The 19,871-nt window shown below is 61.9% G+C and carries 17 protein-coding genes and 1 pseudogene; 3 read left to right on the top strand and 15 right to left on the bottom strand.

Going from position 1 to position 19,871, the window contains the following annotated elements:
• Positions 1–182: 182 nt before the first annotated feature.
• From LOM8899_RS23775 to LOM8899_RS20140, 3 genes and pseudogenes are all read right to left on the bottom strand, one after another.
• Positions 183–284: pseudogene (locus LOM8899_RS23775) on the bottom strand (DUF2493 domain-containing protein); the annotation flags it as partial.
• 1 nt (position 285) lies between these two features.
• Positions 286–1,302, bottom strand: coding sequence for a nucleotidyltransferase family protein (locus tag LOM8899_RS20145; RefSeq protein WP_245820652.1), 1,017 nt, complete (start codon positions 1,300–1,302; stop codon positions 286–288).
• A gap of 134 nt (positions 1,303–1,436) precedes the next feature.
• A complete protein-coding gene (locus LOM8899_RS20140) occupies positions 1,437–2,366 on the bottom strand; it encodes a DUF2493 domain-containing protein (protein WP_093994045.1) in 930 nt (309 codons plus the stop codon).
• An 818-nt stretch (positions 2,367–3,184) separates the two neighbouring features.
• Between LOM8899_RS20140 and LOM8899_RS20135 the strand changes: the two genes are divergently transcribed.
• The gene (locus LOM8899_RS20135; protein WP_093994044.1) at positions 3,185–5,134 is read left to right on the top strand and encodes a TIR domain-containing protein; all 1,950 of its coding nucleotides are present in this window, start codon (positions 3,185–3,187) and stop codon (positions 5,132–5,134) included.
• The gene (locus tag LOM8899_RS20130; RefSeq protein WP_093994043.1) at positions 5,131–6,687 is read left to right on the top strand and encodes an argonaute/piwi family protein; all 1,557 of its coding nucleotides are present in this window, start codon (positions 5,131–5,133) and stop codon (positions 6,685–6,687) included. Before LOM8899_RS20135 ends, LOM8899_RS20130 begins: the two co-directional genes overlap by 4 nt.
• A gap of 196 nt (positions 6,688–6,883) precedes the next feature.
• Here LOM8899_RS20130 and LOM8899_RS20125 read toward each other — a convergent pair whose 3' ends face one another.
• The 12 genes from LOM8899_RS20125 to LOM8899_RS20070 form a co-directional block, all read right to left on the bottom strand.
• Positions 6,884–7,612, bottom strand: a complete 729-nt coding sequence (locus LOM8899_RS20125) for a DUF736 family protein (RefSeq protein ID WP_093994053.1) — start codon at positions 7,610–7,612, stop codon at positions 6,884–6,886.
• 125 nt (positions 7,613–7,737) lie between these two features.
• On the bottom strand, positions 7,738–8,040 hold the full coding sequence (locus LOM8899_RS20120) for a hypothetical protein (protein WP_093994042.1): 303 nt from the start codon (positions 8,038–8,040) through the stop codon (positions 7,738–7,740).
• A 100-nt stretch (positions 8,041–8,140) separates the two neighbouring features.
• Complete coding sequence (locus LOM8899_RS20115) at positions 8,141–8,602, bottom strand: DUF6915 family protein (protein ID WP_093994041.1); 462 nt, start codon at positions 8,600–8,602, stop codon at positions 8,141–8,143.
• A 1-nt stretch (position 8,603) separates the two neighbouring features.
• Positions 8,604–8,990, bottom strand: coding sequence for a DUF6878 family protein (locus LOM8899_RS20110; protein ID WP_093994040.1), 387 nt, complete (start codon positions 8,988–8,990; stop codon positions 8,604–8,606).
• A 126-nt stretch (positions 8,991–9,116) separates the two neighbouring features.
• A complete protein-coding gene (locus LOM8899_RS20105) occupies positions 9,117–13,379 on the bottom strand; it encodes a bifunctional class I SAM-dependent methyltransferase/DEAD/DEAH box helicase (protein ID WP_093994039.1) in 4,263 nt (1,420 codons plus the stop codon).
• Between the two features lie 107 nt (positions 13,380–13,486).
• Entirely contained in the window at positions 13,487–13,762 is a 276-nt protein-coding gene (locus LOM8899_RS20100; RefSeq protein ID WP_093994038.1) for a type II toxin-antitoxin system RelE/ParE family toxin, read from the bottom strand.
• The gene (locus LOM8899_RS20095; protein WP_044353023.1) at positions 13,749–14,048 is read right to left on the bottom strand and encodes a type II toxin-antitoxin system RelB/DinJ family antitoxin; all 300 of its coding nucleotides are present in this window, start codon (positions 14,046–14,048) and stop codon (positions 13,749–13,751) included. The genes LOM8899_RS20100 and LOM8899_RS20095 overlap by 14 nt, the downstream gene beginning before the upstream one ends.
• Before the next feature lie 104 nt (positions 14,049–14,152).
• Positions 14,153–14,809, bottom strand: coding sequence for a DUF6927 domain-containing protein (locus LOM8899_RS20090; protein ID WP_093994037.1), 657 nt, complete (start codon positions 14,807–14,809; stop codon positions 14,153–14,155).
• Positions 14,809–15,402: a regulator gene (locus LOM8899_RS20085; protein ID WP_093994036.1), complete on the bottom strand. Its 594-nt coding sequence runs from the start codon at positions 15,400–15,402 to the stop codon at positions 14,809–14,811. Before LOM8899_RS20085 ends, LOM8899_RS20090 begins: the two co-directional genes overlap by 1 nt.
• A 75-nt stretch (positions 15,403–15,477) precedes the next feature.
• Positions 15,478–17,460, bottom strand: coding sequence for a ParB/RepB/Spo0J family partition protein (locus LOM8899_RS20080; protein WP_093994035.1), 1,983 nt, complete (start codon positions 17,458–17,460; stop codon positions 15,478–15,480).
• A gap of 155 nt (positions 17,461–17,615) precedes the next feature.
• Positions 17,616–18,005 carry a DUF3768 domain-containing protein gene (locus tag LOM8899_RS20075; protein WP_093994034.1) on the bottom strand — a complete coding sequence of 130 codons (390 nt, stop codon included), beginning with the start codon at positions 18,003–18,005 and terminating at the stop codon, positions 17,616–17,618.
• Positions 18,006–18,073: 68 nt separating this feature from the next.
• Entirely contained in the window at positions 18,074–19,012 is a 939-nt protein-coding gene (locus tag LOM8899_RS20070) for an ArdC family protein (protein WP_093994033.1), read from the bottom strand.
• 469 nt (positions 19,013–19,481) lie between these two features.
• Here LOM8899_RS20070 and LOM8899_RS20065 point away from each other — a divergent pair, with 469 nt between their 5' ends.
• Positions 19,482–19,832, top strand: a complete 351-nt coding sequence (locus LOM8899_RS20065) for an MbcA/ParS/Xre antitoxin family protein (protein WP_005617048.1) — start codon at positions 19,482–19,484, stop codon at positions 19,830–19,832.
• Positions 19,833–19,871: the final 39 nt, after the last annotated feature.

Below are 19,871 nucleotides of genomic sequence, written 5' to 3'. Positions count from 1 at the left end.
TGCTGACGATGTGCGTGAGGTGCGCACCATCCCCAGCCCGTACCGATGCGGATGGGCCGCACTCTGACGGACCGGGTAGAGAGATAACGGTGCTGGCCGCCGCAGACTGCCGATCACGCGTGACCGATCGCACGCGCCGTGAGACATGGCGAAAGGGCCGCGCCAAGCGCGACCCTCTCTCTTCAATCCTGCGACGCCTTCTTCGCCGGGTCCGCAACCCGCATGACGGTCAGGCCTTTCGCTTCCGCCTTCTGCCCGAGGTTCAGCGCGACCCCGTTGCCGCGATCACGTGCCCAACCCGTCGAGGATTGTTTTCGTCTCCGGCATACGCTTCAGCGTATTGCCAATATGCTCGCGCCAGCGCGGGCCAACCTCCAGCGCGGTGGCATAGGTGCGGGCCAGATCATCGGGCCGGTCCTCGGCCATCGCCTCGATCAGGAAGGCCGCCTGCTCGCGGTCCTTCGCGGATTTGAGGCTCCCCGCTCCGTCCCGCCGCCGATCCGCAATGATCAACTTGTGGATCGCATAACGCTCCGGGCGCGGGACTTTGACGAGAATGCCAGATCGATAGATCGCCGCCGCATGGATCGGCTCGGCCATCAGGAAGCTGAGATAGTTCAATCCTTGGACGTCCACGCCCAATTCTGGCAGCTCTCGGATGCTCTCATCTCCGAAGGCCGGGGTCAGGAATTCGACCAACTGACCGCTGCCGCCCTGAGCCCATCGCCAGGTCCGGCCCTGGTCAAGGGCAGGAAGGGGATCAAACTTTAGAGCCGAAAAGGTCTCGGCCAGACCCGGATCAACCTGATCCTGTAGTGCAACGCTGAGCTTTTCGAACTGGGCAATGTCGATGTCGCCGGTATTGGCCATGCCCCCTAAGGGCAAACGAACACCAAGCTCGCCCTCATAGAGCCGGAACGCATTCGTCCCGACAATGGTGCCGCCCAACCGGAAGGTTCCGGCTGCGGCCATGGCCGACAGGATGGAACCCGTTGCCCGGTCGGTTGGTGTCATGTCTTCGGCCCGCAGAAGTCGAACGAGCCGTGACCGCTCTGCCTGCCGCTCCTTGGCGGTCGCGCGCCGCTCTTCGATCCGGTCGATGCGCGCGCGTGTCTCGTCGCTGTCCTCGCCGATATAGGTGAACCGCATCTCGGTTCCGACGCGTCGCGCGGCATACCAATAGGCCTTGTCGCCGCGCTCCTTGAGCGTGGGTTTACCTTCGACACCGGACAAGGCGTCGTCCTTCAAAAGACGCACCAGATCAGTATAGGCACTCATCGCGATGCTGCTGAGAGGTGTCATGCCAATCATTTATAAATTTTGCTTGGCACGCATATACCTATCGAAACATAAACTTGCTAGGCAAAAGGACGTGAGGGCACCTCCACATCCCTGAGCAACGACGAAAGGGCCGCGCCAAGCGCGACCCCCTCTCTTCAATCCTGCGAAGTCTTCTTCGCCGGGTCCGCAACCCGCATGACCGTCAGGCCTTTCGCTTCCGCCTTCTGCCCGAGGTTCAGCGCGACCCCGTTGCCACCGAAGAGGACAACCCCCGTCGCCGCGAACTTGTCGTCCAGCATTTCGTCGTTGCACTTGAACGGTGCCGCCCGCCCGTGCGCAGACCAGCGCGGATCGAAGCGCGCCTGCGCGACTCCGCGTGCTCGGGCCCACCGGGCCACAATCATCTCCGCCCCGTGCTTGCCACCCTTGTGGCAGAGGAAGATCTCCTGGTTGCGGTTCTGCCTGATCCGTTCGCGAACCTTGTCGAGCGTGTTGAAGATCACATCGACATCGGTCCAGTCGGTGGCGCCCGAGACGATCAGGGGCACCCCTTCGACTTTGGATTTCTCGGCGGTTTCGCGGTCATGCTGCTCCAGGAGCTGCCGCGCCTCGAAGACAGCGCCTGTCTCCTGCGCCCGGACGCTTGCGCGCGATCCGGCTGCCGGGATGAAGGCGTGACCGGTCTCGATCTCGTAACATTCCGCCGCCGCCTCGCTCATCACCTCGATGGCGCCGACAATCTCGCGCAGTTGCAGAAAGCGCGCCTGCGCCTCTTCGAGCGCGGTCTCGGCGATCTCCGATCCGTCGTGGGATTTTGCCAGCGCGCCGATCTTGTCGGCGGTGCGGTCGACCTCCTTGCCGAGTGCCACCTTGCGGCGCTGCAGGATCGTCGCGAGCCCATGGGCCAGCGGTTCGATTTCGGCTTCAAGCCCGGTCCCGCGTAGCTGACCGAGCAAAGCCTCGAAGCTTTCGCGGATGATGCGGTCGGTCAGGATGTGATCTTCCGGGATCGGCAGCTGCGCGTCCTTCTCGGTCAGTCCGAAAAGTTCGATGGTCTCGTAGGTGTTTGCGGTGTCGTAAGCCATGTCTGGTCTCCAGTATTCGGTTGTGGAGCCACCACGTGAGTGTGGGGGCATGGCCGAATGCCTGGTTTCCGAATCTGCCCGGGTCAGGGACGGCGCAGCCGCCGGCTGGCCGGGCGCAAAAGTTTTCCGCGCGCAGCACCGGACACATGCGCGCCCTCACGCACTGGACCACCCTCCCCGCCAGCCCCGCCCTCGCCGAAAAGTTTTGCGATCCTTGACGCGGACTGATTTGGGGGCCATCCGGAGGATATGCTTCCGCGCTCATGTGTGTGTGTTTTGACGGTAGGTTTGCCCGACCCGAGCAGGCAAACGGCCCGACCGGACGCGTGAGACGGATGGAGCGGCGGGATCGTTTTGCCCCGCAAAACAGACCAGAGCGCAATCCGGCGGAGCGGCCGGGGCGGGACGTGCTCGCGAAGCGGGCAAACCGGGAGCCTGGGTGCGACGCCGCGGTGAGGCCGCATGGCCGAATGCGCGACGGACCGAAGGGCCGTTCTCCCCTGCGACACGCGAAGCCGAGCAGGGGGGCCGCAAGGCTCAGGCCACGGTTGATGTGCAGAAGAGTTCACTGCCAGCGATACAAATTCTCTATCACAGCATGCGACATTGCAGAATGTCGACCTTCACGGTGACACATCAGTTATCGGCTTAACGACGTGATCGCGGAAACCCGTTCCGGAAATGATGGGCGCAGGTTGATATCGACTAACCCAGCCACATCGCACCTGTGCTCTAGATTCTCTGTGAGATGCCAAATCGGCATGTCTGTGAGGTAAATCTTGGGTGTAAACCGGGCTGGATGGCGATATATAGATATTATGCCTGCCGATTTCTCTGCCTTATCGCCCTCCGAGTTCGAGGCGCTTTCAGCCGACCTTATCGGCCGCGCTCTTGGCATCCGCTTCGAGCAATTCGGCGAAGGAGCTGATGGTGGAATAGATGGACGCCACGCGCCAGAGGCGCAAAGCCTGACGATCCTACAAGCAAAGAGATACGATAGATCTGCCATCTCAGCTTTGAAGCGTGAGATGTCGAAGGAGCGCGCGAAGATCGATCAGTTGGCGCCCGATCGCTACATCCTGTCAACGTCCGTAGCGATGACTCCACAACGAAAGCAGGATCTCGTGGAAATTTGCGGACCCGCCATTCGATCTCCGGGAAACATCTTCGGGCGCGAGGATCTTGAGGCGTTGCTGCGCGCGCATCCTGACATCGAGGAAGCTCATCCCAAGTTATGGACCCCCGCGAGCGGGCGCACGCTGAAGCGGATGCTTCATGAGACGCTGGATGAGCGCGAGGGCCGCCTGAAGCCTCCTTCGGTCCTTCAAGCGTTGCTTCCAAAGCCAGGGATCGGCGGAAAGGTGGAGTCAGAGGCGGAAACGCAGCGGGATACCCTGTTCCTTGTCGGAGCGCGCCCCGACCACGATCAGTTCATCCTTTGGCTCGGTCCAAAGCTCGAAGCGCACGGGTATCGCGTTTTTTCCGAGATACTGACCCTCGAGCCTGGAGACAGATGGCACAAGGAGATTGGAGTGGCGCTGGAGCACCGCGCGGCGAAGGTGCTGGCAGTGGCGAGCGCGGCCACCCGCACCAACGACGACGCGATGGACCTGATCGACAGGGCGAAAACGCTTGCTGCAAGTCTCGGCGAAACTCGCCTGATAATCCCGTTACGGATCGAGGAGGGGGCCAAGATTGATGGCCTCCGCGATGCGACGCCTGCCGATTTCGCGCGGGGTTGGGCAGAAGGGCTTTCGAAACTTCTCGAGACGCTGCGCCGCCAAGGCGTAACGCGCCGACGCGAGCACATCGCGGTCGCAGCTCAATGGGACTGCTTCCGCAAGCGTGGTGCTGTTCCATTAGTGCGCGAGCCAGAGTCCTTAGTCTCGAATTGGATTCAGATCTTGGAAATGCCCGATGAACTCCACTTCTACGAGGCGGCGGGAGCGGTCCAGACCGACGTCCTCAAGAGGCGGGTGCGAGGGCTGTCGTTTCCCGCCGTCGCGCATGAGCGAGGCGTAATCACCTTCGCTGCGCCCCCTGATGTTGAGGAAAGCCTCGGAGGCGTAGCGAAGTTGCGCCTAAGGACATCTGTGCCGGTTGTCGATGCGGTGGAAAAGGGTATGCCTGAGATAGGCGTAGCGGGACGCGATCTGTCGAATATGCTCACGGGCCTGCTGCGCGATGGTTGGGAACGGCACTGCAGGAAGATTGGCATGGTCGCCTACGCTTATTCCAACGGCGATGGTTTCCATGTTTCCCCCACCCAAGTCGGGATTGGTGAACGGGTGCCCTGGGGTCGGCAAGGCGAACGCCGGTCGTCCATGCTGCGCAACATCGCCCGAAAGCATGTCTGGTCGTATGGGGTAACGGCGATCCCTCGGAACTGGCCTTTCTGGCACTTCCGCCTGAAGGCGCGCGTCCTTTTCGCTAAGGACAACAATACGGAGCAGGGCGAACGCATAGATGATCCGAAGAAGATGCATCGCCTCCGCAGATCGGGCTGCAAGGGTTGGCGCAACAAGCAATGGCATGGACGGCTTTTGGCATTCCTCCAGATCATGTCCGGAGAGTCAGCTTACATTCGGGTTTCGCTGGCTCCGGGCCAGGACATGCTTCTTTCATCTGAGCCCCTTCTATTCACTTCACCGGTCAGCACAGCACTTCCAGACGTAGGCGACCCTGATGCCGAAGAGCAGGACGAAAGCACGCTCGGGCGGCCTGCGGCTGATGACGAAGATGCTGAGCCCGAAGGAGACGTTACATGAGGTTTCCCGAGGCAAATTTGATCGTAGATCACTTCGACGAGCCAGAACTCGACTTCTGCCATGACCAGAGAAGCCACCACCCAAAGGATGGCCTTTATCTATATGGACCTCATGACGGCCCAAGGAAGCTTCGAGAGGTTCGAATTGGGGTTGTCGGAACGCCGGACGGGATCGGCCACTTCCGCTCTTGGAGCCGCCAGCTGCTTTCGGGGATACCGGTGCCGCCTCCGGGGCCGACGGAGAAGAAGGACCGCCTTCATCTCGCGGATTTCGCCGGGCTCGAAGAGACATTTGGCGTTACGTACGATCCAGATCGGCTCAGGGCCCTGACGGTCGAGTTCGACGCCATCGAGCGCGCGACCAGGGTGCAGAACATGCACGAGGCCGTCGATGCGGTCGCCCGTATCTACACTGAGCGCGTCCACAAGTTCAGGCGCAACGAGGAGGGTTCGATTGATGTATGGATGTTCGTCGTGCCCGAGATAGTCTACGAGCGCTGCCGTCCGGAATCGAGGCGGACCGGTTTGACACTGGTCGCTGGAAAAACGCCCAAGAAGCAGCGCGTAAGGTCACCCCAGTCGTTCCTTTTCATGGACGAACGGTTCGACCCGCGCATCGAGGACGTGTTTGACGACATTCCCGACTTCCGTAGGCACATCAAGGCGACTTTGCTCTCGATCGCGCCCTCTCAGATCCTGCGCGAGTCGACCCTTGAGCCGACAGCGTTCCTCAACAGTGCGGGCTATCCGAAGCGAACCACCCAAGACCCTGCGACAGTGGCGTGGAACATCGCCACGGGGCTTTACTATAAGACTCAGGACCGTCCGCCCTGGCGGCTGTCGAACGTGCGAGAAGGAGTATGCTACATCGGGATGGTCTACAAAAACCTCCCAAACAACCGCGATAATCACGTCTGCTGCGCGGCGCAGATGTTTTTGAGTGAAGGCGATGGCGTGGTGTTCCGCGGCGCGAATGGCCCTTGGAAGACCAGCGAGTACGAATACCATCTAAACGCTGACGCCGCGAAAGAACTCTTAGGGACTGTGATAGAAGCGTACCGGGATCTGCACTCCGAGCCGCCCAAGGAACTCTTCATTCATGGGCAGGCGTCATTCAACGACGAGGAGTGGCAGGCCTTCTGTCAGGCGGCTCCGAAAGGGACGAACGTCGTCGGTGTACGAATCAGACCTACGGGTGGTGACGCAAAGCTCTTCCGTGCAGGCGACTACCCCGTGATCAGAGGAACGGCTCTAAGATTAGACGAGAAGAACGCCTACCTTTGGACGAGCGGCTACGTCCCGCAGCTGGATACGTATATCGGGCCTGAAACACCCAACCCGCTTATGGTGACGATCCTGCGCTCAAAGCACCAGAAGCCAGAGATGCGGACGGTACTTGCTGACATCATGGGACTGACAAAGATCAACTACAACTCGTGCAACTTCAACGATGGGTTGCCGGTAACAGTCCGCTTCGCAAAGATGGTCGGAGACATCCTTGTGATGGGTTCGGCGCGGGAGGGCGGACCGCAGCCATTCAAGTACTATATCTAACTGGGCTGTTTTCGGGTGTGTGTTCGGACGCGGGGCAGGCCGTTCTAAGGGCTGCCGCCATCTTATGTTTTAGGGCCGCTCGCAACCTGAACGCACCTGGCAAATCTGACCTTACACTCATGACGGACATTGTAAGAGGGGAACCGTGATCCCACGGCTCCCCTTTCGGTTCAATTCGTCCAGTCTCATGCCAAGGTCACGCGACCAGCGACAGCCCCGTGCCCGCGTCCTGCGGCTGCTCACCGCTGTCGATGAACGGGATGATCGAGAAGGTCTGACCGCCGCGCTGTTCTTCGTTCTGCACCGCGTTGACGCGCAGGTCGCCATCGGGCGTGTTGATCAGCAGTGACAGGTAGTCATTGCCCGTGCGGCTGCTTCTGGCCATCCACGCCGAGCCGACGCGGATCGGTGTGCCCCGGGGCGAGCTGACCTCGATCCGGTAATCCGGGTGGGTCTCCTCGGATTTGTAGCTGTTCTCGATCAGCATGAACTCCAGATCGAACATCATGTTGGCGATGTAGCCGGTGAAGGCGTTGTCGGCGTCCATTGCGGTAAGCTCGCCCGAGATCGAGCCGGATTTCATCAGGCCGTTCGAGACCAGAGGGATGATCTCGAACTCTCCGTTTTGGGTCGCGCGCGCTTCTTTCGTCTGCACCGCGTTGACCCGGAACGGGCCCAGGCCGACATCGATCTGCATCGAGATGTAGGGGTTGCCGCTGGTATTGCCCGTCTCGTTCCAGGCCGTGCCGATGCGCACCTTGCGACCGGACTTGTTGATCGCCGTCACGTCATAATCCGGGCTGCGCGCGGACATCTTGGCCCGTGCCTCAAGCTGGATGGCGATGTCAAAGCGCGTCGAGTGAATCATGCCGGTGTATTCAGTGGCGGCGGTCTCGACATTGCGGGTGAGGGTTCCTGCGAACATGGGATAGTTCCTTCTTGGATTGGCCGGTGCCTGACGTTCTTGCCAGCGCATCCGGGATTGCTTTCTCGACCCCTCCTGGGATCACAAATCAGAAAGCCTGCTTTCCTTTCAGCCCCGCCCACGGGTCAAAGCTGCCGTCCGAGTGGGAATGCCCCCGCGCCTCCGGGTGCTACGCCCCTCCCCTGCCCGTTTGGTCTTGATTGGTTACCCAGATTTTCCACGCCGTCCTTCAATCGCGCGATGAAGAACTCCGCCTCTTTTCCGTTCAACCGATGCCCTTCCCGGTCGGTCAGACCGATGCAGCTGCCGTTCGGCTGATAGATGATCAGGTACTGACCGAGCCGGTCCTTGTGGACAACGTAACCGGTATTGGCCCAATGCACGGTCTGCCCGGCATCGACCGCGGCTTTGATTTCATCGAGTGTCATGTGACCCTCCTCAAGTAGAATGGTGGGGAAACGACGCAAGAAGCCCGATCTTCCAACCGGGCTTCCATGCAGCATTGGTTTGGCCAATGGCCTAGTGCTGTCAGGCACCTTGCGTGGCTTGCCTCGCGTGCGCCGCCATCCAATCCTTCAGACCAAGAACCGTTCTTCCGGCGGCGACTTCAGATGCCCAGGCGGCCCTTGGGTCGCCGCAGGGCTCGGAGCCGACATGCCGGTCGATATGGCCATTGGCCATCCATGGCTCGGGCTGGATCCGTCGCAGCCAGTCCGCCATGCTGGGAATGCGGCCCTGGCAGTCTTCACGGATATGCTGCTCGCCGATCCAGCGCACGGGAATGTCCCGACTTGCGCTATTGGTCAGGGTTAGACCGAAGACACGTTCAGCATCGAACAGACCTTGGGTATGGTGGCGCAAGGCCCGGTGCGTAAAAAGCGCGAGATGCTCTTTCGAGGCGTCAAACCAATCGTGGACGGCCTGATAGTCAGACGGCACCCCGCCGAATTTCCGGGCAGAGCTTTCGGCATGATGAAGCGGATGGGCCATCTCAAAGCCCCTCGTCATAGCTGTGCGAGCATTCGACATAGCGGTCGGCGTGATCGAGGGTGATGCTGTCTTCTGCAATGTCCCAGGTCAGCGTGCCGTAGCCGCCCTCGTTGTTCTCGAACCCCGGATGATGATGATAGGCGAGTGACCAGGCGAAATCGCCCACCGCGGTGAGAAGCGGTTCCGGCAGTTGGACCTCCGCAGGCAGCACCGTCACATCCTCGACATTGCCGGAGTCGCCATAGCCTTCGTATTCAGCGGTCACCTCGCTGATGCCAAGCGCGCGCAATTGCGCGATCAGCTCCGCTCGGGTCGCCTTTAAGGTGGTTTCGCGCTCTGCGCGCCACTGAGCCGCCATTGCGGCATAGTCGATCTGGGGATTGGTCATGGATCTGTCCTCTTGTCTGAATTTGGGGCGCGCGCAGGCGTGCCATTGGCCTGCCCGCGCGCCCGGAACGCGCAGACCGGTCAAATCCCGATCCGCGACGCCCCACCCAAAGCCTGCTTTGGCTTTTCAGGCGGCTTGGTCTGCCGTGATGGCAGGCCTCTGCCCCACGATCCGGGCCAGAATGCTTCCCGTGTCGATCCCGTCCCCATGCGGCAGGAACACCCGTAGCTGGAAAGCGATGATCTCGGTGAAGCAGCCGAGGGCCTTGAGACCCTCAATCATGCCCTTGTCCGCGCCGCACAGCTCGAGACGCATCTCGCCTGCGACCCGGCGACGGGTCAGGCTCAGACCCCGGCCCAGATCGACCCGCGCGGTCGTGCCGAGGGCGGCAGTCAGCATCTCTTGCGGTGTTTGCGGGTTGGAGACCAGGAAGCGGGCGCGGAGCGCGGCAGCCCCTTCCTCGCTCAACGTGCGACCGATCATGGCCGTTGCCCCGTCAGGCGTGACCCTGTAGATGCGCTCATTGGTGGTCGGAATGTCTTTCCAGATCGGCAACAGCAGCCCGGTCAGCAGGTAGAGCTTGGTCGTGGTCGTCTTGGGAAGGGCGGCAGCCTCTTCACCCCAGAGCTGCACAAACTCGGGTTTCCCAATCTCTTCCCAGGCGGAGGACTCGAACCGTGCCTCTTCAAGATAGCTCGACCCGTTTGGCCGCACTGCCTTGCGCATCAGCGTGACGATGTCCTCGTCATACATCTGCATGGGCCGCGCCGAGATGAGCGCCGCACGCCCCGAGGCGCGATTGACCATCGGCAGCTTGTCGGGGTTGCGCGACAGGGCGTCATCCGCAGACAGCACGTGGACCGGGTCCGTCACCTCGAGCCCGATGATCCGCGTCACGGCCCCGGATTTCGGGCAGGTCCAGAGATCCTCTTTGGAGACCTGTTCAATCTTTTCGCCACGCAGGGTTTCGACGCCGAGATCGAGCGTGCCCGCCGCGCGCGCCCGTTCCGTCTGATCGGTAATCCGGCGCATGAACTCGGCAAAGAGCGCGTTCTGCATGTGAATGGGCAGCGCCAGCACCCGGTTCAGAAACCGCTGGATCGGCGGCAGCTCCTTGAGCAGCACACCGTCCTTGTCGATCAGCCGCAGGGCGGTCCAGTCGGTAAAGCTCTCGTAGCTCATTGCCTCGGCCCGCCCGGCGGCAAGATCGGCGAAATATCCCCGCAAAGCCGCCCGCGCAATCGGGCTTTCGAGATTGTCCTCCTCGCGGAACATGCCCTGCGAGCCGGTCTCGCGCTGGCCCTTGGTGAGCGCCCCCAGCTGGTCGAGGCGTTTGGCAATCGTCGAGGTGAAGCGCTTCTCGCCATGCACATCGGAGGTGCAGACCCGGAAGAAGGGCGCGCTGACCTGGGCAGAGCGATGTGTGCGGCCCAGCCCCTGGATGGCCGCGTCCGCGCGCCAGCCGGGCTCCAGCAGGTAGTGCCGCCGCCGCTTCTGGTTCTTGGCCGTTTGCGCCGCGTGATAGGACCGGCCCGTGCCGCCCGCGTCAGAAAAGATCAGGATATCCTTCTCTCCGTCCATGAAGGCCTGGGTCTCGGAGGAATTACTGCTGAGGCTGCGCTTCTCGATGAATAGATGGCCGTCGGCGGTCTTGAGGGGCCGGATGGACCGACCCGTGACTTCAGAGACGGCCTCGTCGCCAAAAGCCCAGAGGATCTGATCGAGCGCCGAAGGGATCGGAGCCAGCGTCATCAACTCCGTCATGGCCGCGTCACGCAGGGCGAGCGCCTCGCGCGAGACAACCAGCGCCCCGGTCTCATCCCGCAAAGGTTCCGCCAGCATATTGCCGTCGATTTCCACGAGCTTTTGCGCGTGGATCGGGAAGGCCTGTTCGAGGTAGCCCAGAACATAGTCGCGCGGCGTCAGGACACCCACGACGAGCTCGTCGTCGGGGTCCATCGTTTCAAGCCGGCGTTTCAGCAGGCTCTCGCCTGTCGAAACCACCTGGATGACGCACGCGTGGCCCGTTGCCAGGTCGTCCTCAATGGCGCGGATGACGGTCGGGGCTTTCATGCCCATCAGGAGATGGTTGAAGAAGCGCTGCTTGGTACTCTCGAAGCGGGACTTGGCCGAGGCGCGTGCGGCCGAGGCATTGGTCTCGCCCGAGGCATCGTTGACGCCGGTCGCAGTCAACGCGGCTTCGAGATTGTGGTGGATCGTCCGAAACGCACCTGCGTATGCGTCGTAGATCTCGATCTGGGCCGGAGTGAGCGCGTGTTCGAGCACGTCATACTCCACTCCATCAAAACTGAGGGCACGCGCCGTGTAGAGCCCGAGCGTCTTGAGATCGCGCGCGACCACCTCCATGGCAGCGACACCGCCGGCTTCCATCGCAGAAACGAAGCTCTCGCGGCTCGGAAAGGGGTATTCGGGCCCCTGCCCCCAGAGACCGAGACGCGCGGCATAGGCCAGGTTGTGCACGCTCGTGGCACCCGTGGCCGAGATGTAGAAGACGCGAGCGCGGGGTGCTGCCAGTTGCAGCCGCAGGCCAGCAAGGCCCTGCTGGGAGGGTTTGACCCCCCTGCCCTGCTCGGACCCGGCCGCGTTCTGCATGGCATGGGCCTCATCAAAGGCCAGTACGCCTTCAAAGTCTTCGCCCATCCAGTCGAGGATCTGGCTCAGTCGCGTGGTGCCGCATTTGCCCGCGGACCGCAGCGTGGCGTAGGTGACGAAGAGGATGCCGTCACCCATAGGGACGGGCTGGTCCGGTTTCCATTTGGAGAGCGGCTGGATGTCGGCGGGCGAGCCGCCGAGATCGGTCCAGTCGCGGATGGCGTCCTCGATAAGCGTGGCGGATTTGGAAACCCAGATCGCCTTCCTGCGCCCGGAAAGCCAGTTGACAAGGATCAGCCCCGCGCATTCGCGCCCCTTGCCGCAACCGGTGCCGTCGCCGAGGAAATACCCGAGGCGATAGGGACACGCATGCGGGTCATCAACGGCACGCGTCAGCTTTGTCTGGTCGTCATCGATGGTAAAACGCCCCGGCAAGTTGCGCCCATGGGCATCATTGGCCATGATGATGGTCTCGAGCTGCGCCTCGGAGAGATGTCCCTCCTCGATCAACCGGGCGGGCAGGCGCAAGTCATCACTGCCCGTGTTTAAGGGTATGGGCGGGGCAACCGAGGCCATGGCGATGCTTTCAACGAGCGGCGTGGGATGTTCCTGCGCACCCGCGATCTCGATCCGCTGCGGACGGTAGCGCGCATAAATGTCCGAGATGGGCGTGTTATCACGGGGGGCCTCAAAGCTTGTGAAGCTGAGCGGGCGGACGGCATTGGCCTGGGGTTTGGAAGCGGCAACAGGCGCAGCGGCGGTCTTGCGCGGAGCAGAGGATGGAGCGGTCGGCCGCCCGTTAGGGATCGCCGCTGCCTGTTGTACGGGGCGCATCTCGGTCCGGGTTGAGGCCACAGCATCAACATATGCCAAGGCTTCATCCAGATCCCGCACAGGGACGCGGATCATTTCGCCGTCCTCCTGCACCTTGTCGAAGACCATCAGCTGGGTTTCGACAGAGGTGCCAAGCTTGCGGTAGACCTGCCCCGGCATCGTGAGCGCCAGTCGCGGTGTCAGGATTCCACAGGCGCGGGACCAATGCGCGGCATCACACTCCGGGCTAAACCCAGGCGGCATGATCGCCACCAGCCGGCCACCGGGCGCGAGACGCTTCGCGGCCGCGATGAGATGCTTGGCGGCGATGTGCTTGTCGCGAGAGCGATCGACCGACGAAGCGAAGGGCGGGTTCATCACCACGACGTCGGGTAGAACCGGCGTTTGCAGCAGATCATCGATATGCTCGCCGTCATGGCCTGTGACCTCGCCGCCGAAAACCGCGCGCAGGAGGCGCTGGCGAAAGGGCTCGATCTCGTTGAGCAGAAGTGTGGCACCAGCCCGTGACGCGAACGCAGCGAGAGCACCGGTGCCCGCCGAGGGCTCCAGCACGGTCTCGCCCTTGCGGATCGCAACGGCCCGCAACGTCAGGGCCGCAAATGGCAACGGCGTGGAAAACTGCTGCAGCCGGATCTGCTGCTCGGAGCGGCGGGTTTCCGTCAGCAGCCGTGAGGCAAGCAGCTTTGCAGCGGCGATGCCACCTGAAGCACCTTCCCCACGCAGCAGCACCTGGACAGCCGCGGCCTGCATCAGGTCATATGCCATGCGCCAGTCCCAGGCACCGCCGGCATCGCTGCCATGGAACGTCTCGCGCATGATACGCGCGAGCGCTGAACTGCGCAGGGGCTGGTGGTCGACCTCCGCGCCGATCTGCGCGAGGGCAGAGGCGAGGTTGGCGTCGGAGATTGGGAATGCCGGGTTTGCCGGATTAGGCTTGGTCATGGGGATTTTCCTTTGGATCAGGGTCTGAGTTCCAAAGGACAAAAAGCCCGCTCTACACTTTGAAGGCGTAGAGCGGGCAATTTCTTAGCGGGGGGCCTGCACGCCGATCATGGCCACTGCTGCGCAGCATGAAGTACGCGCAAAATGGTCACCATCTCAGGGCTTTCAGCATAAACTACGATGTAGTTCGGTCGAATAACCATCTCCCGGGTCCCATCGACACGGCCCGCACGATACATTTGAGGGCGTTCTGGAAGCAGGGACGTCTTGTGTTCAATCTCATCTTTGAGAACTTGAGCGGCATCCGGGTTGTCGTCAGAGATGTAGTCAATGATTGCCAGCAAGTCGGCGATTGCCGTGGCTTTCCATTCAAGATTTGGCAAGGCGCTTCCCGTCAATCAATGCCTGAGCGTCTTGCATCGCCTTGGCATGGGGCGTTGTGGGCCTTGGATCGTCCAGCGCTTCCTGTACCTTCGCCCGGAACCAGGCGTCATAGGCATCCGGATCAGCGGTCAAACCGGCAGGCAATCCGCCTTCTGCGGCCACGCGGGTCAGAAGAATACGCACCGCGTCGGAGAGCGTCAGACCGACGCCCGCAAGTGCGTCCGAAGCCTGTGCTTTCAGCTGATCGTCAACACGGACATGAAGCATGGATGTTTGGGCAGGCATGGATGGTCCTCCAGTTGATGGGAGTGGTGTATCTCATTTGAGATACGAATTCAAGTCGGCAGTATGTGCGCGCGTAGTCCCGTGGTGTTGTCTCAGCGGGAAACTCAGCCACCCTGCCCCGCGAGATACTCCGCCAGCACAGGACTGGCCGCACCCTTCGCGGAACTGAGCAGCTCCGAGCCCGCAAGCGAGGCCCTTGAGAGCCGCACGAGCCCGCCGGTTTCCTCGATGCGGTAGCAGCGGCGTTTTTGCCGCCCCCGTCTGTAGTGCGTCGCGGTGACGATCTGGCAGGTGCTGCCATCGGTGAGCGTCACGGGCGTGGCGAGCCTGATCTTGTCGCCTTCCTCGTAGTCCGGGATCGCAGCCCAGTCCCGGCAACGCTGACGCCAGTCCTGGGCGTAGCTGTCTGGGTCTTTCAGCTCGGACAGCAGGGCCAACAGGCTCAGTGGTGCGCGAGATTCGACTGGTCCTGCGCTTTCCTCCATGTCTTTGTAGCCCCAGCAGCCGTCATCGTATCGGGTGAGGAAGACAGCGCCGAAGGTGATCGAGCCGTCAGGATCGGTGATATAGGTCGTGTCCTCGACAGGGGTGCCGTCAAAATTGGTGACCTTTGCCGCCGCATACCAAGTGGAGCCGACCTTGCAGGCTTTCACCAGTTCGGTTTTGCGCCTGTCGCCCTCAAAAGTGCAAAGCCGGGCAATCTCCGCTTTCTCATCCGCGTAGGTCTGGACGCGGCCGTCGGTGTAGAAGAGCCAACCCATCACGCCGCCCTCCGGTCATCGATTTCCATCAGCGTATCCAGCGGCACGCGATAGGGCTGCATGGCGTCGAAATCCTCGCAATTGCCGCAGTTCTGCACGATCGCGAAGGTGTCGCAGGCATCCTTGAGAATGACCCGGAAGGTGCCGCCGAGGCCCGAGGGCACCTCGTAGGTCCCGCCGATGAGATAGTCCGAGGCCCGGCGCACGAAGACGCGGATACTGTGGCCATCGGTGGCGAGCCGGATGGCCCCCCGCCCCCGGTCGATGAGCACCTGCACATCGTCGAGGATGTCCGTGTAGAACTGGCCGGTCAGATCGCGAAACGCCATGCGGCGCTGCGCCATCCAGTCGGTGTCCCGAAACGGGTTCATGCCGTCGGCAAAGGCGAAGGAGGGATCGGCCTGTTCGGTGGTGACGATTCTGGTGGTCGTGCCATCGATCCCGTTTGAGCGCAGATGCACACCATTGCCGACGATGAGGATCAGGGCGGGCCTGTCCACGGGCCCGTTCCAGTTGGGCAGGAAGGTCTTGCAGGCGCGCGCATGTGCGATTTGCGCCGCGACAGCGGACGCAGAGAACTTGAGAATAGCCATGGGAAGTCTTTCCGTTGGGTGTGGGAGGGTCGACCCGCGCGGGCGGCGTGGTCCACGCGCGGGTCGCGTAAGGCCTCAGGCCGCTTGCCCGACCTCGTTGTCAGGCTCCGGGGTTTCCGCAGCGGGCTCCGCCTCATCAAAGGCGACACCGGCGGTCTGCATCATCGGCGGGCACCAGGCGGCCACGGCAGCGCGCTGCGCGTCCGTGAGTGTGGCGAAGGGCTCGGCAAAGAGCTTGTCGCAGAAGGCGACGATCTCTTTCTTGCTCGACGACGCCAGCGTCACCGCCTCCTGGGCCAGACCCAGATCCTCGCCGAGGATCTTCAGCAGCCAGGCCTTTTTGAAGCGATTGAAGAGTGCCGCGTTCGGCGTCCAGTGGGCGCGAATGTCGGGCATGATCTCGATCTCGAAGTCATGCATCATGCTGTCGCGCTGGCGGTCCCGCGCGAAGCAGGACTGCGTGGTGCTGGCCGTGGCATAGGCCACGAGCTTGGCCTTCTCCCTTGCATTGAGCGCACGAAACGCCGCGAACTGATCGGCGGGCGAACGGGCGTCATCGAGCCAGGACAGATCAAGCGCATCATGCGCCGCCGCTAGCTGCTCAAGCGAGGTCTCGTCGATCTCGTCCATCTTGGCATGGCTGCGGTATTCCTTGCGGGCATCGATCTTGATCGCCTGCGTGACACTCATGCCGCTGGCCAGAACATCGCTCACCAGCTTGAACAGCGTCAGATCGAGCGTGGCCTCGGGATGCATCGTCATTGCGGCGCCCAGGGCCATGGCCCGCTCGGTCTTGAGATCCTCAGCCAATGAGGTCGGATAGGTGATTTCGCCGGCGTCCGGGGCCTCCTCTCCGGTCGGGTTGGCCGAGGAGCCGCGCGCGCCCTCCTCTTTCACGGTGTCCTCCGGGCGGACGAGGCCAACATGGAGCGTGATCTGCCCACCCTGCCACGACGCGATCACACCTGCACGGGCGAGGTCCTCGGTGCTGTAGGCCTCCTGCAGGTCGCGGGCTTCCTCTTCCAAGGTGTCCACGCGGTCGCAAAGCGCGTTGTAGGCACCGTCCTCGAGCCCCTCATCCTCCATCTCGAGCTGCAATTTCTCAAGTTCGGCGGTGATTTCATCCACGCGCTTCTGGGCAGCTTCATCAGGTTCGATCGGGCCGGGATAGACACGGCCATAGTCGGCCATGGTTGCGTAATCATAGCGCACCATCGCATCTGCCCAGGCAAAGCCCAGTTTTGCGCGGGCCTGCTCAGCGGCAGCCCCGAGTTTCTCGAGCAGGATGGTCTCGACTAGCGCGGCATCTTCCAGCACCGAATGCTCGTCCAGAAGATCAGCCGCGATGGTGCCGCCGCGGGCCTCGTAGTCCTCGCGCACGAAGGCCCCGATATCGTCGCTGACCTGCACCCCGCGGGATTTGAGCGCCTGACGGACAGTATAGGCCTGCAGGTAGCTGTCTTCCTTGGTCAGCGCCTCATAGACCTCCTTCTGCACCTCCTGGCTCGGGTGCTCAGCAAAGGCCTTCATCGTGTCGAGCGTGATTGTTTTGGCCCGTGCCGCGGCGCGGATGTCGGGATGAATGAGGCCGTAGCGCAAGCGGCCTTTCACGGCGGCGATCGTGGTGCCGAAGGTCTTGGCGATGGTCTCGGGCGTCTGACCGTCGACCTCCATCATCCGCGCAAAAGCCTCGAATTCGTCGATGGCATTCATCGGCGCTTGCGTGATGTTCTCGGCGAGCGACAGCGCCGTGGTGACGTCGCAATCCTCGGGCACGAGGCGGCAGTCGACCTTGGTTTTCGCGGTGAACCCCTTCTCGCTCTTGTCCGCGACCAGCTCCTTCAGCGCGGCATGGCGTCGGCCCCCGGCGAGAACAGCATATTTGCCGTCGAGCTTCTGGACCAGGAGCGGCTGGAGCAGGCCCAGCACAGCGATGCTGGCTTTCAGATGCGCGATGTTCTCGGGATCATAGGTTTCTGGAGAGTTGCTGCGCACATTGGCGGGATGCGGGACCAGATCGCCGATGGCGATGGTGAGAGGGGCAAAATTCGTGGTCATGGGATATCCTTTCAGGTGGGTGAGGTGTGGCCGACGCACTCACGCGCGTGACCAATCCCCGGCTTCAGGGATCACCACGACAAAAGGCCCACTCTCCCTTTTAGGGGTCAGTGGGCCTTCATTTCTTGAGGTGTCAGGAGGAAATGTCCCCTCCCCTACCAGTCGCGCGCCATCATTATGGTCAACACGCGTATGGTGGTGGCGGGATCATCCGGGGTCTCCGCCCCGTAGCGGAAGTCCGACCCGGCCTCATAGAGATCGATTTTCCAGAACACGGTCTCGCCGCGGATCTCAACCGCCCCGAAATCATGCCAGCCCTCCGGGTCGTTCTCGGGTTCGAACGTGTCGAACGCCCCCGTGACATTCACCGCCTCGGCCATGAAACCGTCCCCCGCCTCCATGAGCGATCGGGTGACATGCATTCGGCCCTGGATGGGCTGCGCGAGCGGTACTCCAAGGCATGCGAGCCTGCGAAACGCGTCGTTCTGCGCTGCGGTCACACTCGGATCTAGACGGTCTGGCTGGGGTTGAACGGTCATGGACATGGGGCTCTCCTTTGAGAAGTTGAAACACCCTCCTCAAAGCCTGCTTTCCCTTTACTGGCACAAACCGCTCAGGCGGCCTGGGCGCCCTCCCCTGCCCTACCCGCCTCCGACCGTGCGATCAGGTAGTCGCAGGCGCGCTGCGCGTCGGCCGCGTGCTTGAAGATCGCATTCTTGTCAGAGCGCAGAACGCGTAGCCAATTGTAGAGATACGCCGCGTTCATCTCGAGTGTATGGGCCGTAAAGCCGAGCGTCTGGCCAAGGAACACCGAGGCCAGCTCGGCGACGATCTCTTCGCGGGCATAGGCCGTGTTGCCGAAGCGCGAGAGGCCGTAGTCGCGGTTCAGCCGATGCCGTGCCTTGGTGGCATGGGCCAGCTCATGGGCCCAGACCCCGTAGAAATTCCGCGGGTTCTCGAACCGCGAAATCGATGGCATGAAGACCTTATCCACGGGCGGCAGATAGTAGGCTTCCGTCCCCGTGAAGACGGTCGTGATGTCGATGGCGTCGAAAAACGCCTGCATATGCGGGATGGGCTCGGACGGCGGATGTTCGGGTGCCGGCTCCGGATCGGGGAAGAAGCTGTCGGGCAAGCCCTCGATCTGGCAGGCGTTGAAGACGCGGTAGGATTTCTGGAATCGAAAGACGCGGGCCTCCTCAGAGCGATCATCGTTCTCCCTGTGCTCATCCTCATCGCCGGCGTCTTTCCGGCTTTTACCGTAGTAGACAACGACAGAGGATTTTTCGCCCTTGCGGACCTTTGCATCCAAAGCATTGGCCTGGGGAATGGTCATCCAGAAAGGCGAACCGTGGCCCGCCATCACAGTGCGCATGGTGAGCAGGAAGTTGTTCACTCCCTGGTAGGGTTCTCCGCACACGCGCAGGGGGCGCGCGCTGCCGCCTGCGGTCCAGGGCTTGCGCCACGGCAGGACGCCGCGCTCGATGATACGGATGATTTCGTTGGTGATGACCTCGGAGGCATCGAATTTGGGCGTGCGGGATCGGGCCATGGCTGGCCTCCTTTCGAGTGTTGGTGAGAAAGACAGACCGGAATCCGGCCCGGACCCATCTGAGGGACCCCAAAGGCCCTCATCCGTCAGTCACAAAACCCGAAGAACACTTTCACTTTCCAACCGCCAACTGGACCGCGGAAACTGACAAGGGTCCGACACCACCGCGGTTCCCAAGGACTTCATACAGTCAGTGCCGATTGGGGTCCAAGATCGGCAAGGTATATCGGCAACCCCAGTCCGACCGCAGCAATCTTTAGCATACTATCAATACCTTATCTGATGTTCTCGATCGGCAAAAAACGCGCCTACTGTGACTTTTCAGGCCCAAAAATCAGGATTTCCGGCGTTCAGAGCAATGCAGCGTTACGGATTAGCATGGGAAACGAAGGCTCAGCACCTCCTGACAGCTTGAATTTCAGCGATAATGCCGCTATGTACCGTCAGTATCACTGTAGGAGCATAGATCATGCACATCACGAACTTTGCTGAAGCTGGGCAATTCGAACCGCGCAAGATCGCCGCGGTGCTACGCACATCAGCAGAAGAGATCGCATTGACCGTCGGCTTGGGCAAAGACGCGTTGCAGAGGCGAACCCGCATCGGTTCGGACAAGACGCAGCGCCGCCTGCGCGAATTGGTAGAGGTGCTGAACAAAGTCGAGCCCCGCTTCGGCTCGGAACTGATGGCCTATGCATGGTACCGGTCAGAGCCCCTGCCCGGCTTTGATGGCCGGACAGCCATGCAGCTGGTTCAGGAAGGCAAAGCTCAGCAAGTTCTGGAGTACATCGATGCGGTCGATGCGGGCGTCTTTGCCTAAAGCGCGCCCCGCCAAGACATGAGACACCGATACCCAGTC

Source organism: Flavimaricola marinus, assembly GCF_900184895.1.
Taxonomy (GTDB): Bacteria; Pseudomonadota; Alphaproteobacteria; order Rhodobacterales; family Rhodobacteraceae; genus Flavimaricola; species Flavimaricola marinus.
The sequence above is the reverse complement of the archived record's forward strand: the minus strand, read 5'-3'. Positions and strand labels throughout refer to the sequence as shown.

What these genes read in the sequence shown, in the direction of transcription:
- LOM8899_RS20145 (WP_245820652.1), bottom strand. Translation starts at nt 1,302, where the DNA reads ATGACACCTCTCAGCAGCATCGCGATGAGTGCCTATACTGATCTGGTG.
- LOM8899_RS20140 (WP_093994045.1), bottom strand. Translation starts at nt 2,366, where the DNA reads ATGGCTTACGACACCGCAAACACCTACGAGACCATCGAACTTTTCGGA.
- LOM8899_RS20135 (WP_093994044.1), top strand. Translation starts at nt 3,185, where the DNA reads ATGCCTGCCGATTTCTCTGCCTTATCGCCCTCCGAGTTCGAGGCGCTT.
- LOM8899_RS20130 (WP_093994043.1), top strand. Translation starts at nt 5,131, where the DNA reads ATGAGGTTTCCCGAGGCAAATTTGATCGTAGATCACTTCGACGAGCCA.
- LOM8899_RS20125 (WP_093994053.1), bottom strand. Translation starts at nt 7,612, where the DNA reads ATGTTCGCAGGAACCCTCACCCGCAATGTCGAGACCGCCGCCACTGAA.
- LOM8899_RS20120 (WP_093994042.1), bottom strand. Translation starts at nt 8,040, where the DNA reads ATGACACTCGATGAAATCAAAGCCGCGGTCGATGCCGGGCAGACCGTG.
- LOM8899_RS20115 (WP_093994041.1), bottom strand. Translation starts at nt 8,602, where the DNA reads ATGGCCCATCCGCTTCATCATGCCGAAAGCTCTGCCCGGAAATTCGGC.
- LOM8899_RS20110 (WP_093994040.1), bottom strand. Translation starts at nt 8,990, where the DNA reads ATGACCAATCCCCAGATCGACTATGCCGCAATGGCGGCTCAGTGGCGC.
- LOM8899_RS20105 (WP_093994039.1), bottom strand. Translation starts at nt 13,379, where the DNA reads ATGACCAAGCCTAATCCGGCAAACCCGGCATTCCCAATCTCCGACGCC.
- LOM8899_RS20095 (WP_044353023.1), bottom strand. Translation starts at nt 14,048, where the DNA reads ATGCCTGCCCAAACATCCATGCTTCATGTCCGTGTTGACGATCAGCTG.
- LOM8899_RS20090 (WP_093994037.1), bottom strand. Translation starts at nt 14,809, where the DNA reads ATGGGTTGGCTCTTCTACACCGACGGCCGCGTCCAGACCTACGCGGAT.
- LOM8899_RS20085 (WP_093994036.1), bottom strand. Translation starts at nt 15,402, where the DNA reads ATGGCTATTCTCAAGTTCTCTGCGTCCGCTGTCGCGGCGCAAATCGCA.
- LOM8899_RS20080 (WP_093994035.1), bottom strand. Translation starts at nt 17,460, where the DNA reads ATGACCACGAATTTTGCCCCTCTCACCATCGCCATCGGCGATCTGGTC.
- LOM8899_RS20075 (WP_093994034.1), bottom strand. Translation starts at nt 18,005, where the DNA reads ATGTCCATGACCGTTCAACCCCAGCCAGACCGTCTAGATCCGAGTGTG.
- LOM8899_RS20070 (WP_093994033.1), bottom strand. Translation starts at nt 19,012, where the DNA reads ATGGCCCGATCCCGCACGCCCAAATTCGATGCCTCCGAGGTCATCACC.
- LOM8899_RS20065 (WP_005617048.1), top strand. Translation starts at nt 19,482, where the DNA reads ATGCACATCACGAACTTTGCTGAAGCTGGGCAATTCGAACCGCGCAAG.